The organism is Pseudomonas sp. IPO3749, from assembly GCF_013386605.1.
Lineage (GTDB): Bacteria > Pseudomonadota > Gammaproteobacteria > Pseudomonadales > Pseudomonadaceae > Aquipseudomonas > Aquipseudomonas azotoformans_A.
Window position 1 is genome coordinate 1 of record NZ_JACARN010000013.1, and the last position, 12,807, is coordinate 12,807.

Here is a 12,807-nt window from a genome sequence, read left to right on the forward strand (position 1 = left end):
GTTTCCTTAGTGGGGGAACCTGCGCCGGATAATTGGGCAGCAAATACCCAACCCGGTGCGCAGCGGTGACGGGATGCGCTACTGTTTGGCAAGGCAATGGCCGCAAAAGTCGGCGGCTTATCCACTTAGTCGACCCTTGCTATCCACCCGCTGGTGATTGCGCCGGCGTGGCGCATTATTTGCTGTCGAACAACAACGACGCGCCGCCAGAGCGCGCAACAGCCTAACCGCCGTGGGTGCACCCTGATGAGCAGCCAAACGATTCAACGCTTCGACCTGGAAGGCGCACGCAGCTGGATGTCCGGCATCTGCGGGCCCCATCGCCTGGCCACCGCCACGCCCGAGCGCCTGCGTTTCCACCACAGTGCCAACATGTTCAAGTCCCGCGCCACCACCTTGGGCGTGATCGAATACGGCACCGACGTGACCATCGACATCGAAGACGCCGAGCACTTCAGCAGCTACAGCCTGAGCCTGCCGTTGGTGGGCGAGCAGGAGTTGAGCAAGAACGGTGAGCGCCTGAGCTCCAACCGCGACCAGGGCGTGATCATCTCGCCCAACGAGCATCAGGTGCTGGCGATTTCTGGCGACTGCCGCAAGTTGCAGGTAGTGATCACGCGGGCGGCGATGAGTGAGTCGCTGGAAGGTTTGCTGCAACGGCCAATTGATGCGCCGCTGCGCTTTGAATCGGTGATGGACGCGGTGGACGGCGCCTCGGCGGCGTGGTGGCGCATGGCGCGCTACTTCATCGCGGAGCTGGAACACGGCAGTGAATTGTATGAGCAACCGGCGTTTACCCGTGACCTGGAAAGCTCGCTGATCAAGGGCCTGATCCTGGCCCAGCCGAACAATTACTCCGAAGAGCTGCGCGATGTCCTGGGTGTGAAACTGCCGCATTACCTGATCCGTGCGCGCCAGTACATCCACGACAATGCTCGGGACGCCGTGCATCTGGAAGACCTGGAGGCCGCGGCTGGCGTATCGCGGTTCAAGTTGTTTGATGCCTTTCGCAAATACTTTGCGCTGTCGCCGATGGCCTACTTGAAAAAGCATCGGCTTTCTGCGGTGCGCCAGGCCATCCTTGAACAGGGCTCCACCTGCACCATCTCCGAGATTGCCATGGGCTGGGGCTTTACCCACCTTGGGCGGTTTTCGGCGGAGTATCGCAAGCTGTTCGATGAATCCCCCAGCCAGACCCTGCAACGCAATGATGCGCGGCGCCTGCGTGGCTAGATCAACTCTTCCACCAGTTGCAGGCAATGACTGAGCCCCGGCGACTGGTCATTCACCCGTCGGCTGAGGATGATCGGCGAGGTCGCCGTGGCCTCCACCACCGGCGTGTAGCCGATGTCCGCACGGTGCAGCACCTGCACCGAGGCGGGCACCAGCGTCACGCCCATGCCGGCGCCGACCAAACCAATGGCGGTCTGCAATTCGTTGGTCCACTGCGCCACCTTGAGGCTCAGGCCATGGGCGTCGAACAGTGCGATCACATGGTCGGCGTAGCTGGGGCGCGGGTTGCCGGGGTAGAGCACAAAGGGCTCGGCGGCCAGTTGGGCGAGGGTGGCGGGCGCATCGAGCAACGGGTGGCCGGCAGGCAGCACGGCGACCAGCCGATCCTCCACCAGCACGCGCTGGACGATGGCCGGGTCGTCGATGCGAATCCGCCCGAACCCCACATCGATACGCCCGGCCTTGAGCGCTTCGACCTGCTGCAAGGTGGTCATTTCCGACAGCCCCAACTCCAGCTCCAGCGCCTCATGGGTGCGCAGCCGGCGGATCAGTTCCGGCAGCACGCCATACAAGGTCGAGGGCGCAAAGCCGATGCCCAGCCAAGTCTTCTCGCCTTGGCCGATGCGCCGGGTGTTGTCGCAGACCTTGCTCAGTTGTTCCAGCAGCACATTGGCATGCTCATAGAAAAACCGCCCGGCTTCGGTCAGCCGCAACGGTCGGCCGCGCTCCAGCAGGATCACCTCCAACTCATCTTCCAATTGCTGGATCTGCCGGCTCAACGGCGGCTGGGCGATGTGCAAACGTTCGGCGGCACGGGTGAAGTTGAGGGTTTCCCCCAGCACCTGGAAATAGCGCAGATGACGCAATTCCATAACCACTCCTTTCATACCTTGAGGGTATTGCTTGAGACCCATTCTATATTGGAAGCCTTTAAAAATACGGCACAGAATCGGCTCAAACCTAAAAAGAACTCAACGGGTATAGCCATGCCGATTTGCGCCATCGAGTCGATCGACACGATCATCGTCGACCTCCCCACCATTCGCCCGCACAAGCTGGCGATGCACACGATGCAAAACCAGACCCTGGTGATCATCCGCCTGCGTTGCGCCGACGGCATTGAAGGCATTGGCGAAGCCACTACCATTGGCGGCCTGAGCTACGGCAACGAAAGCCCCGACAGCATCAAGATCAACATCGACCGCCACTTCGCGCCGCTGCTGATCGGCCAGGACGCGAGCAATATCAACGCGGCCATGTTGCGCCTGGAACGCAGCATTCGCGGCAACACCTTTGCCAAGTCCGGGATCGAAAGCGCCTTGCTCGATGCACTGGGCAAACGCTTGAACCTGCCGGTCAGCGAACTGCTCGGCGGCCGTGTGCGCGATGCCTTGCCGGTGGCCTGGACCCTGGCCAGCGGCAACACGGAAAAGGACATTGCCGAAGCGGAAAAGATGCTCGACCTGCGCCGCCACCGCATCTTTAAATTGAAGATCGGCGCCGGTGAAGTCAGCCAGGACCTGGCCCATGTGATCGCGATCAAAAAAGCCCTGGGCGACCGCGCCAGTGTGCGCGTCGACGTCAACCAGGCTTGGGATGAGGCGGTGGCACTGCGTGCCTGCAAGGTGCTCGGCGGCAATGGTATCGACCTGATCGAACAACCTATCTCCCGTAATAACCGGGGCGGCATGGCGCGGCTCAACCTGTCGAGCCCGGCGCCGATCATGGCCGATGAATCCATCGAGTGCGTCGAGGATGCCTTCAATCTGGCCCGCGAAGGTGCGGCCTCGGTGTTTGCGTTGAAGATCGCCAAGAACGGCGGCCCGCGCGCCGTATTGCGTACCGCCGCCATTGCCGAAGCGGCGGGCATCGGCCTGTACGGCGGCACCATGCTCGAAGGCGGCATCGGCACCCTGGCCTCGGCCCATGCCTTTCTCACGCTGAACAAACTGGCGTGGGACACCGAACTGTTCGGCCCGTTGTTGCTCACCGAAGACATCCTCACCGAACCGCCGGTGTACCGCGATTTCCAGCTGCATGTCTCCACCGCACCGGGCCTGGGCCTGGCCATCGATGAAGAGCGCCTGGCGTTCTTCCGTCGTGACAAACACTAAGAGGCGCCTGCCATGTTGTTCCACGTAAAAATGACCGTGAACCTGCCCCTCGATATGAATCCCGAGCGCGCCGCTGCGCTCAAGGCCGAAGAAAAAGCCTTGGCGCAGCGCCTGCAACAGCAAGGCAAATGGCGCCACCTGTGGCGCATCGCCGGGCACTACGCCAACTACAGCGTGTTCGATGTCGACAGCGTGCAGGACCTGCACGACCTGCTGATGCAACTGCCGCTTTTCCCCTACATGGCCATCGAAGTGAATGCCCTGTGCCGTCACCCGTCGTCGATCCATGAGGATGACCGCTAGGCCGGTTTTTTAATCTAATAACTACAAGATGAGGAATGCACCATGTCCATCCGACTGTCCCAGACTGCCCATGCCCAACAGTTTCTCGAAGAAGCCAGCGGCAACCTCAATGACGCCGGTAACCCGCGTACCAAGGCGCTGATCTACCGGATCCTGCGCGACACCGTGAACATCATCGAAGACCTGGAAGTGACCCCGGAAGAGTTCTGGAAGGCGGTCAACTATCTGAACGACTTGGGCAGGAACCAGGAAGCCGGCTTGCTCGCCGCCGGGCTGGGCCTGGAGCATTACCTCGACCTGTTGATGGACGCCGCCGACGAGGAAGCCGGCAAATCCGGCGGCACACCGCGCACCATCGAAGGCCCGTTGTATGTGGCCGGTGCGCCGCTGTCGAAGTATGAGGCGCGACTGGATGATGGCAAGGACGACGCGGTGCCGCTGTTCATGCGCGGGCAAGTGCGTGACACCGATGGCAAGCCGCTGGCGGGGGCGATTGTGGATGTGTGGCAGGCCAATACCGGTGGCACCTATTCATGGTTTGACCCGACGCAATCGGAGTTCAACCTGCGCCGACGCATCGAGACCGATGCCCAGGGCAACTACCGTTTTCGCAGTATCGTACCGTCGGGCTACGGTTGCCCGCCGACCGGGCCGACCCAGCAACTGCTCGATCAACTGGGGCGCCACGGGCAGCGGCCGGCGCATATTCACTTCTTCATTTCGGCGCCGGGGCATCGGCACCTGACCACGCAGATCAACCTGTCGGATGACCCGTACCTGCATGATGATTTTGCCTACGCGACGCGGGATGAGTTGATCGCCGAGATTCGCTTCAGTGAAGATCCGCAGTTGGCGCGAGAGTTTGGCGTGGAAGGGCGGTTTGCGCAGATTGATTTTGACTTTGAGTTGCAGATCGCTGATGCGCCGGTAGAGCAAAAGCGCATGCAGCGCGTGCGTGCTTTGGAAGACTAAACGCGGTTAAAAATGTGGGAGCGGGCTTGCTCGCGAATGCGGTGTATCAGCCAGCATATCCGGCGACTGATGCACCGCATTCGCGATCAAGCCCGCTCCCACAGGGTTTTGTAGTGTTGCCGCTATTTGCGGATAACCAGGTCCAGCACCTCATCCCGATCCTTGATTTTCTGCAACACAATCTCCGAGCGTATATCCATCACCCCCGCCGTCCGGTTCAGGTGGTTCACGATAAAGTCCGAAAAATGCTTGAGGTTGCGCGCCTGCACCCGCAGCACATAGTTGCTGGCGCCGGTGATCACGTAGGCACTGGCCACTTCCGGCCAGCCCTGCACTTTCTTGATGAACGTCTCGTGCCAATCCTCCACATCCTGGCGCAAGGACAGGTGGACGATGGCCTCCAGCTCGATCCCCAATTGCTCCGCATTCAGCACTGCGCGGTAGCCGCTGATGATTCCCTCGCTCTCCAGCAAGCGCAAACGGCGCAGGCAGGCGGACGGCGACAGCGCGACTTTTTCCGCCAGTTCCTGGTTGCTGATGCGGCCATCCTGTTGCAGGAAATGCAGGAGGCGCAGGTCGGTGGCGTCGAGAATCATGGTTAGAATAAATCCGCGTGTTTGGGGGTTAAATTCGAATTTCCTACAGATTAATTAGCCTGTTGCTACTCACTTTGCACGAAAATTCTCTAAAACTTCGTTCATTATTTGGTCCATTCTTACTTATAAAAACCAGGACCGCCCATGACCCCTCGAAGCCATTGCCAAGCCCTCGACGCCCAGGACCCGCTGGCACCGTTGCGCAGCCAGTTCGCCTTGCCGGAGGGCGTGATCTACCTCGACGGCAACTCCCTCGGCGCCCGCCCGGTGGCGGCGTTGGCGCGGGCGCAGGCGGTGATTGCCGAAGAGTGGGGCAACGGGCTGATCCGCAGCTGGAACGCCGCCGGTTGGGCGGATTTGTCCCAGCGCCTGGGCAATCGCTTGGCGCCTTTGATTGGCGCGCGTGACAACGAAGTGGTGATCACCGATACCACCTCGATCAACCTGTTCAAGGTGCTGAGCGCCGCATTGACCGTGCAGCGTCAACGCCAGCCGCATCGCAAGGTGATCGTCAGCGAGGCGAGCAACTTCCCCACCGACCTGTACATCGCAGAAGGCTTGGCTGAACTGCTGCAACAGAGCTATTCCCTGCGCCTGGTGAACAGCCCGGACGAACTGCCCCAGGCGATCGATCAGGACGTGGCGGTGGTGATGCTCACCCACGTCAATTACAAGACCGGCTACATGTACGACATGCAGGCGCTGACCGCCTTGAGCCATGAGTGTGGCGCGTTGAGTATCTGGGACCTGGCGCATTCGGCGGGCGCGGTGCCCATCGACCTGCATCAGGCGGGCGCCGATTATGCGATTGGCTGCACCTACAAGTACCTCAACGGCGGCCCGGGTTCCCAGGCGTTTGTGTGGGTCAACCCGGCGTTGGTGGATGTGGTGCGTCAGCCGTTGTCGGGCTGGTTCGGGCATACCCGGCAGTTCGCCATGGAGTCGACGTATGCACCGAGTGCCGGTATCGCCCGTTACCTGTGCGGCACGCAGCCGATCACTTCGCTGGCCATGGTGGAGTGCGGCCTGGAGATCTTTGCCCAGACCGATATGGCGAGTTTGCGCAGCAAGTCCCTGGCGTTGACCGACCTGTTTATCGCATTGGTCGAAGCCCGTTGCGCTGCCCATGACTTGAAGTTGATCACCCCACGTGAGCATGCCAAACGCGGCAGCCATGTGAGCTTTGAACACCCTGAAGGCTACGCGGTGATCCAGGCCTTGATCGCCCGTGGGGTGATCGGTGATTACCGTGAGCCGCGCATCATGCGGTTTGGTTTTACGCCGTTGTACACGAGCTTTACCGAGGTGTTTGACGCTGTGGAAATCCTTGGCGACATCCTCGACAACCACTCCTGGGACCAGCCGCAATTCAAAGTCCGCAACAGCGTCACCTGACACATCTACCGACCACCTGTGCAATCACAATAATAAAGGGGCACACCACGTGACCACGCCAGACAACGGCTTTGCAGAGATCACCCACCGCGAACTGGGCCTGCGGCGCCAGCTCACTTCCGGCCAGATGAGCATGATCGCCATCGGCGGCGCCATTGGCACCGGGCTGTTCATGGGCAGCGCCTACGCCATCGGCTATGCCGGGCCCAGTGTCTTGGTGAGCTACGCCATCGGCGCGTTGATCACCTTGCTGTTGATGGGCTGCCTGGCGGAAATGACGGTGGCCCACTCCACCTCGGGCTCCTTCGGTGCCTATGCCGAGTTCTACATCAGCCCGCTCGCCGGGTTCCTGGTGCGTTATGCCTACTGGGCGGCGATTGTGTTGGCGGTGGGCGCCGAGGTCACGGCGGTGGCGATGTACATGAAGTACTGGTTCGCCAACGTGCCGGAATGGGTGTGGATCGTGTCGTTTTCCAGCGTGTTGATCCTGCTCAATGCGATCAGCGTGAAGACGTTTGGCAACTTCGAATACTGGTTTTCGACGATCAAGATCAGTGCCATCGTCGGCTTCATCATCCTTGCCGTGTACGTGGTGTTCGGCTCCGGCAACCCTGAGTATGGCGTGCAGAACTATACGGCCCACGACGGCTTTTTCCCCCATGGCCTGAGCGGCATGTGGATGGCGGTGATCGTGTCGATCTTCAGCTATTTGAGTGTGGAGATGATCGCCGTGGCCGCTGGTGAAGCCGCCGACCCGGAACAGGCGGTGAAGAAAGCGTTCCGTGCGACCATCGTGCGCCTGGTGGTGTTTTACCTGCTGACCCTGGCGCTGATGCTGGCTATCGTGCCGTGGAACCAGGCCGGGCAGACCCAGAGCCCGTTCGTCACGGTGATGCAGACCATCGGCATTCCCGGTGCGACCGGCGTGATGAACTTCGTGATCCTGATCGCCGCGCTCTCGGCGATGAACAGCCAGCTCTACATCACCACCCGCATGATGTTCAGCCTGTCCCGCGCCGGCTTTGCCCCCAAGTCCATGGGCGCGTTGAGCAAGAGCGGCATCCCGTTGAACGCGTTGCTGTTGTCCAGTTCGGGCATTGCGCTGGCGACGTTGCTGAACGTGGTGTACCCGGAAAGCTCGTTCACCCTAATGATGGCGATCTCGATGTTTGGCGCGATCTTCACCTGGTTCATGATCTTCCTCACGCACCTGTTCTTCCGGCGCTACCGCAAGCGTCACGGTGGGCCGACATTGTCGTTCCAACTGCGGCTGTTTCCCTACAGCACGTTGCTGGGGCTGGTGCTGATGGGCGCGGTGATGATCACCACCTATTTCACCGACGCGTTCAAGATGACCCTGGTGTTTGGCGTGCCGTTCCTGCTGATTCTGTCGGCGGTGTATTACGGGTTCTTCCGCAAGGGCAGGGCCAAGGCCTCGAACAAGGCCTTGGCATAACCGGGCAGCTGTTCGAACGAGCGCGCACATAACAGCAGCTTCCGACAGGCCCACTCCTCTTGCAGGGGGTGGGCCTTGAAGCGGCGTTCCTGCGGCCAACGTTCCAGCGCGGCCTGGGGCACGATACCCAGGCCAGCGCCGCGGGCGACCATACGGATCACTCCGTCAAAGCCCTCGGCACGGATGCGTGTTTGCAGGCGGAAACCCGCGTGCAATGCCTGTTCTTCGAGGTACACCGTCAACGCGCTGTGAGTGGCGAGACCGACAAAGTCGTGTTGCAGGCTATCGACAAAGCTTCCTGCGGTGAACGGGTGATCCAGCGGCGCGATCAGCACCAGCGGGTCGTCGCGAAAGGGCAGGGTTTGCAGGCCGTGGGTGTCCACCGCGTCGGAGATGATCCCAATATCCGCTGTGCCCTGGCGCAAGGCCTGTGTGATACGCAGGCTCGGCAGCTCCTGCAGGTCGATATCGAGGTTGGGATGCTCGCATAGAAAGTCCGCCAGCAGTTCCGGCAGGTATTCGCTGAGGGCGGTGGTGTTGCACAGCAAGCGCACCTGGCCTTTGATGCCGTTGGCGTATTCCGCCAGGTCCTGCTGCAGGTGTTCGGCTTGTTGCAGCAACAAGCGTGCGTGGCGGGCCAGGGCTTTGCCGGCGGGCGTTGGTGTGACGCCTCGACGGTTACGCTCCAGGAACTCGATACCCAACGAAGCCTCCATCGCCCGGATACGCGCACTCGCGGCGGCCAGGGACAGGTGGCTGCGCCCGGCACCGGCGGTGATGTTGCCGGTGTCGAGGATGTGCAGATAGAGGTGCAGGTCGATCAAGTCAAAGTGCATGCCGGGGTTCTCGGGTGGCTGGACTGGCCCCTTCGCGAGCAAGCCCGCTCCCACATTTTGGAATGCATTTCAAATGTGGGAGCGGGCTTGCTCGCGAAGACGGCATCAGCCTCTCACAAAACAAGAGGCTGCCTCAGTATATGGCGAATTTCAGCCTTCAGCGAAAAGCCGCACAATCCCCTTATGAATACTTTCCTCGCGTTCTACCAACAAATCGGCCCCGCCTTGACCCTGCTGGTGATCGGCACCTTCGTGCTGGCCGGCACCGTCAAGGGGGTGATCGGCCTGGGCCTGCCGACAGTCTCCATGGGCTTGCTCGGCCTGGCTATGTTACCGGCGCAGGCTGCGGCGTTGCTGATCATCCCGTCGACGATCACCAACCTGTGGCAACTGGCGTTCGGCGGGCATTTGAGTGCGCTGCTCAAACGCCTGTGGCCGATGTTGCTGCTGATCTTCCTCGGCACCGGGTTGGGCACCTTGTGGCTGGGCGTGAGCGGGGGAAGCTGGGTGGGGCATGCGTTGGGCGGTGCGTTGCTGGTGTATGCACTCAGCGGATTGTTCCTGCCGACGTTCAAGGTAAAACCTGAGACTGAATGTTGGCTGGGTCCTATGTGCGGCATCGTCACGGGAGTCATCACTTCAGCGACCGGCGTGTTCGTGATTCCCGCCGTGCCCTATCTGCAGGCCTTGGGCTTGAACCGTGATCAGTTGGTGCAGGCGCTGGGGCTGTCGTTCACGGTTTCCACCCTGGCGTTGGCCGCCGGGCTGGCCTGGCGCGGCACGCTCGGTGGCGGGGAGGTCAACGCCTCGCTGCTGGCGCTGGTGCCGGCACTGCTGGGCATGTGGCTGGGCCAGGCGGTGCGTCAGCGCATCAGTGCCGTGTTGTTCAAGCGTGTGTTTTTCGTGGGCATGGCCTTGCTGGGGGCGCATCTGCTGATCAGCGGTTAACAATGGGTGGTGCATTTGTGCTTTCCGGTCAAATGTATTTTGCCGTGCCGCCGCTTATTCCGAGGGGCCAATGTCGATAGCCTGCCGGCAGACATTGTTAACCCTTACGGATGCCCTCCCATGAAAAAAATCCTCCTGCTCAACGGCGGCAAAAAATTCGCTCACTCCGATGGCCGCTACAACACCACCCTGCATGACGCCGCCGTGGCCGTGCTGGACCGTGCCGGCATTGACGTGAAAGTCACTCACATCGACGAAGGCTACGACGTGGCCGAAGAAGTGGCGAAATACCTCTGGGCCGACGTGATCATCTACCAGATGCCCGGTTGGTGGATGGGCGCGCCGTGGATCGTCAAGAAATACATCGACGAAGTCTTCACCGAAGGCCACGGCAGCCTGTACGCCAGCGACGGTCGCACGCGCTCCGACTCGTCGCAGAAATACGGCAGCGGCGGCCTGATCCAGGGCAAGCAGTACATGCTCTCGCTGACCTGGAACGCGCCGCAGCAAGCCTTCGACGACCCGACCGACTTCTTCGAAGCCAAGGGCGTGGACGCGGTGTACTTCCCGTTCCACAAGGCCAATGAATTTCTTGGCATGACTGGCCTGCCGACCTTCCTTTGCGTGGACGTGATGAAGCGCCCGGCGATCGAGGCTGACGTAGCGCGCTATGAGCAGCATCTGGCGCAGGTGTTCAATTTCTCGGTGTAAGCTGCTGGGAACCGATAACGAGGAGCGCCTGTGAAAGCCCGATCCGATGAGCTACAGATCTTCGTCAGCGTGATTGAATGCGGTTCGATTTCCGCTGCCGCAGAACAGGTCGGGCAAACGCCCTCGGCGGTCAGCCGCACCTTGTCACGCCTGGAAGCCAAGCTCGATACCACGCTGATCAACCGCACCACGCGACGCATGGACCTGACCGAGGAGGGCAAGTACTTCTTCGAACAGGCCAAGGTGATCCTGGCGCAGATGGATGAGTTGGAAGAGCGCCTGTCGTCGCGCCAGAAAAAACCGGCGGGACGCCTGCGCATCAATGCGGCGGTGCCCTTTATGCTGCATGGGATCGTGCCGTATATCGCGGAGTTTCGCAGCCTTTACCCGGATATCCAGCTGGAGCTGAACAGCGATGACCTGATCATCGACCTGCTGGAGCAGAGTACCGACATCGCCATCCGCATCGGTGTGTTGGCCGACTCTACTCTGCACGCACGTGCGCTCGGCTGTACGCCGCTGCATATTCTCGCAAGCCCCGACTACCTCAAGCAATACGGCACGCCGACCACGGTTGCCGAATTGGCGGACCACACCTTGCTGGGGTTCACCCATACCGAAACCCTCAACCACTGGCCGCTGCGCCATGTGGAGGGCGACCGCTGGTTGATCCAGCCCGGCGTGGCCGCGTCCAGTGGTGAAACCGTGCGTCATTTGGCGCTGGAAGGGCAGGGCATCTGCTGCCTGTCGAACTTCATGACCATCGACGACATCGAAGCCGGACGCCTGGTGCCAGTCTTGGAAGCGTTCAACAGCGGTTATCGCCAGCCGATCCACGCGGTGTTCTACCGTAACTCGCAGCTGGCCTTGCGCATCCAGTGTTTCCTCGACTTCATGCAAGCCAAGCTGGCGCGGTATGCCTGCTGATTCGTGACCTTCGCGCAAGAGTGAATTGGGCAATAGGGGGTTATTCGTCAGGGATCGGCCCTTGATACTGGTCCCATCACTTACCCACTCAGGAGCACTCTCCATGAACGTATTCGTTACCGGCGCAGCAGGTTTTATCGGGGGTTCCATCGCAACCGGCCTGGTCAAGGCTGGCCATAGCGTGACCGGCCTGGTGCGCAGCGCCGAGCAGGCGGCCGAGATGACGGCATTGGGGATCACCCCAGTGATCGGCACCCTGGATGACGCCGCTGTATTGACCGAGCAAGCGCAAAAGGCCGATGCGGTGATCAATGCCGCGAGCAGCGATCATCGCGCCGCCGTGGAAACCCTGCTGGCAGCCTTGAAGGGCTCGAACAAGCCATTCCTGCACACCAGCGGTTCAAGCATTGTCGGTGATGCGTCGGGCGGCAAGTCCAGCGATGTCATCTACTTCGAAGACAACCTGCCGGAGCCGACCGTCGACAAGGCAGCACGCGTGGCCATCGACAACCTGATCCTGGCGGCTGCCAACGAAGGCGTGAACTCGGCGGTGATCTGCAACACGCTGATCTACGGCCACAGCCTGGGCGTGAAGCGCGACAGCGTGCAATTGCCGCGTCTGCTCAAGCAGGCGCGCAAGAGTGGGGTGGTGCGCCATGTGGGCAGTGGGCAGAACATCTGGTCCAACGTGCACATTGAAGACGTGGTGGCGCTGTACCTGCTGGCACTGACCCAGAACGTACCGGGCACCTTCTACTTCGTGGAAAGCAGCGAAGCGGCGTTTATCGACATGACCACCGCCATTGCCGAAGCCCTGAACCTGGGCAAACCCCAGGATTGGCCATTGGCCGACGCCGAAGCCGAGTGGGGCTATGAAATGGCCAACTATGGCCTGGGCTCCAACAGCCGGGTGCGGGGCAAGCATGCCCGTGAGCTGCTGGGCTGGGCGCCGAAGCGGACTTCGGTGGTGGAGTGGATTCGCCACGAGATGGTGTGATGTTCGCTTGAAACCGGGGCGCTTCTTTCGCGAGCAAGTCGAATCGTCGCACCGCCGCTTCCACACTGACTGCATTCCAAAGCTGGAACTCGGTCAAATGTGGGAGATTCTATGTTGCAGGACAACCCTGCGACCTTAAATCTGGCTGGTATTCGCTCTGGTTTTTCATCAGAGCGAATGCCACTCGACACAGCTTGCGAGCGAGGATCACCAGGGCCTGGGTTTTTGCCGGGCCTCGCGCTAGGTACGACTCATAAAATGGTTTCCAGGTAGCCGACCGGCAAGCAGCCATTGCCGCATTGTGAGCCAGGCGCCGTAA

At 60.9% G+C, this 12,807-nt stretch carries 13 protein-coding genes and 1 pseudogene; 10 read left to right on the forward strand and 4 right to left on the reverse strand.

Annotated features, from left to right (window positions below):
• Positions 1-246: 246 nt before the first annotated feature.
• Complete coding sequence (locus HX812_RS06705; RefSeq protein WP_038845059.1) at positions 247-1,233, forward strand: helix-turn-helix domain-containing protein; 987 nt, start codon at positions 247-249, stop codon at positions 1,231-1,233.
• Here HX812_RS06705 and HX812_RS06710 read toward each other — a convergent pair.
• Entirely contained in the window at positions 1,230-2,105 is an 876-nt protein-coding gene (locus HX812_RS06710; protein ID WP_038845061.1) for a LysR family transcriptional regulator, read from the reverse strand. The genes HX812_RS06705 and HX812_RS06710 overlap by 4 nt on opposite strands.
• A 114-nt stretch (positions 2,106-2,219) precedes the next feature.
• Here HX812_RS06710 and HX812_RS06715 point away from each other — a divergent pair, with 114 nt between their 5' ends.
• Genes HX812_RS06715 through catA form a run of 3 tightly spaced genes read left to right on the forward strand, consistent with a single transcriptional unit; the run spans position 2,220 to position 4,622 of the window.
• A complete protein-coding gene (locus HX812_RS06715) occupies positions 2,220-3,347 on the forward strand; it encodes a muconate cycloisomerase family protein (protein ID WP_038845063.1) in 1,128 nt (375 codons plus the stop codon).
• 12 nt (positions 3,348-3,359) lie between these two features.
• Positions 3,360-3,650 (forward strand): muconolactone Delta-isomerase, encoded by a 291-nt coding sequence (gene catC, locus HX812_RS06720; protein ID WP_038845065.1) that lies wholly within the window; start codon positions 3,360-3,362, stop codon positions 3,648-3,650.
• A gap of 42 nt (positions 3,651-3,692) precedes the next feature.
• Positions 3,693-4,622 carry a catechol 1,2-dioxygenase gene (gene catA, locus HX812_RS06725; protein WP_038845067.1) on the forward strand — a complete coding sequence of 310 codons (930 nt, stop codon included), beginning with the start codon at positions 3,693-3,695 and terminating at the stop codon, positions 4,620-4,622.
• Between the two features lie 122 nt (positions 4,623-4,744).
• On the opposite strand, the gene HX812_RS06730 is transcribed toward catA, so the two are convergent.
• Positions 4,745-5,218, reverse strand: coding sequence for an Lrp/AsnC family transcriptional regulator (locus tag HX812_RS06730; protein ID WP_016974903.1), 474 nt, complete (start codon positions 5,216-5,218; stop codon positions 4,745-4,747).
• 144 nt (positions 5,219-5,362) lie between these two features.
• Here HX812_RS06730 and kynU point away from each other — a divergent pair, with 144 nt between their 5' ends.
• Both kynU and HX812_RS06740 read left to right on the forward strand, forming a co-directional pair.
• Entirely contained in the window at positions 5,363-6,613 is a 1,251-nt protein-coding gene (gene kynU, locus HX812_RS06735) for a kynureninase (protein ID WP_038845069.1), read from the forward strand.
• A gap of 49 nt (positions 6,614-6,662) precedes the next feature.
• Positions 6,663-8,069: an amino acid permease gene (locus HX812_RS06740; RefSeq protein WP_038845072.1), complete on the forward strand. Its 1,407-nt coding sequence runs from the start codon at positions 6,663-6,665 to the stop codon at positions 8,067-8,069.
• Here the strand turns inward: HX812_RS06740 and HX812_RS06745 are convergent.
• On the reverse strand, positions 8,015-8,905 hold the full coding sequence (locus HX812_RS06745; protein ID WP_038845074.1) for a LysR family transcriptional regulator: 891 nt from the start codon (positions 8,903-8,905) through the stop codon (positions 8,015-8,017). The genes HX812_RS06740 and HX812_RS06745 overlap by 55 nt on opposite strands.
• A gap of 183 nt (positions 8,906-9,088) precedes the next feature.
• Here HX812_RS06745 and HX812_RS06750 point away from each other — a divergent pair, with 183 nt between their 5' ends.
• The 4 genes from HX812_RS06750 to HX812_RS06765 all read left to right on the forward strand — a co-directional run bounded on the left by HX812_RS06750 (position 9,089) and on the right by HX812_RS06765 (position 12,488).
• Entirely contained in the window at positions 9,089-9,853 is a 765-nt protein-coding gene (locus HX812_RS06750; RefSeq protein WP_038845076.1) for a sulfite exporter TauE/SafE family protein, read from the forward strand.
• A 120-nt stretch (positions 9,854-9,973) separates the two neighbouring features.
• Positions 9,974-10,564 carry an NAD(P)H-dependent oxidoreductase gene (locus HX812_RS06755; RefSeq protein ID WP_038845078.1) on the forward strand — a complete coding sequence of 197 codons (591 nt, stop codon included), beginning with the start codon at positions 9,974-9,976 and terminating at the stop codon, positions 10,562-10,564.
• A 30-nt stretch (positions 10,565-10,594) separates the two neighbouring features.
• A complete protein-coding gene (locus HX812_RS06760; protein WP_033896179.1) occupies positions 10,595-11,491 on the forward strand; it encodes a LysR family transcriptional regulator in 897 nt (298 codons plus the stop codon).
• Positions 11,492-11,594: 103 nt separating this feature from the next.
• Entirely contained in the window at positions 11,595-12,488 is an 894-nt protein-coding gene (locus tag HX812_RS06765) for an NAD-dependent epimerase/dehydratase family protein (RefSeq protein ID WP_038845079.1), read from the forward strand.
• 109 nt (positions 12,489-12,597) lie between these two features.
• Here the strand turns inward: HX812_RS06765 and HX812_RS32080 are convergent.
• Positions 12,598-12,807, reverse strand: a pseudogene (locus HX812_RS32080) (IS110 family transposase); the annotation flags it as partial.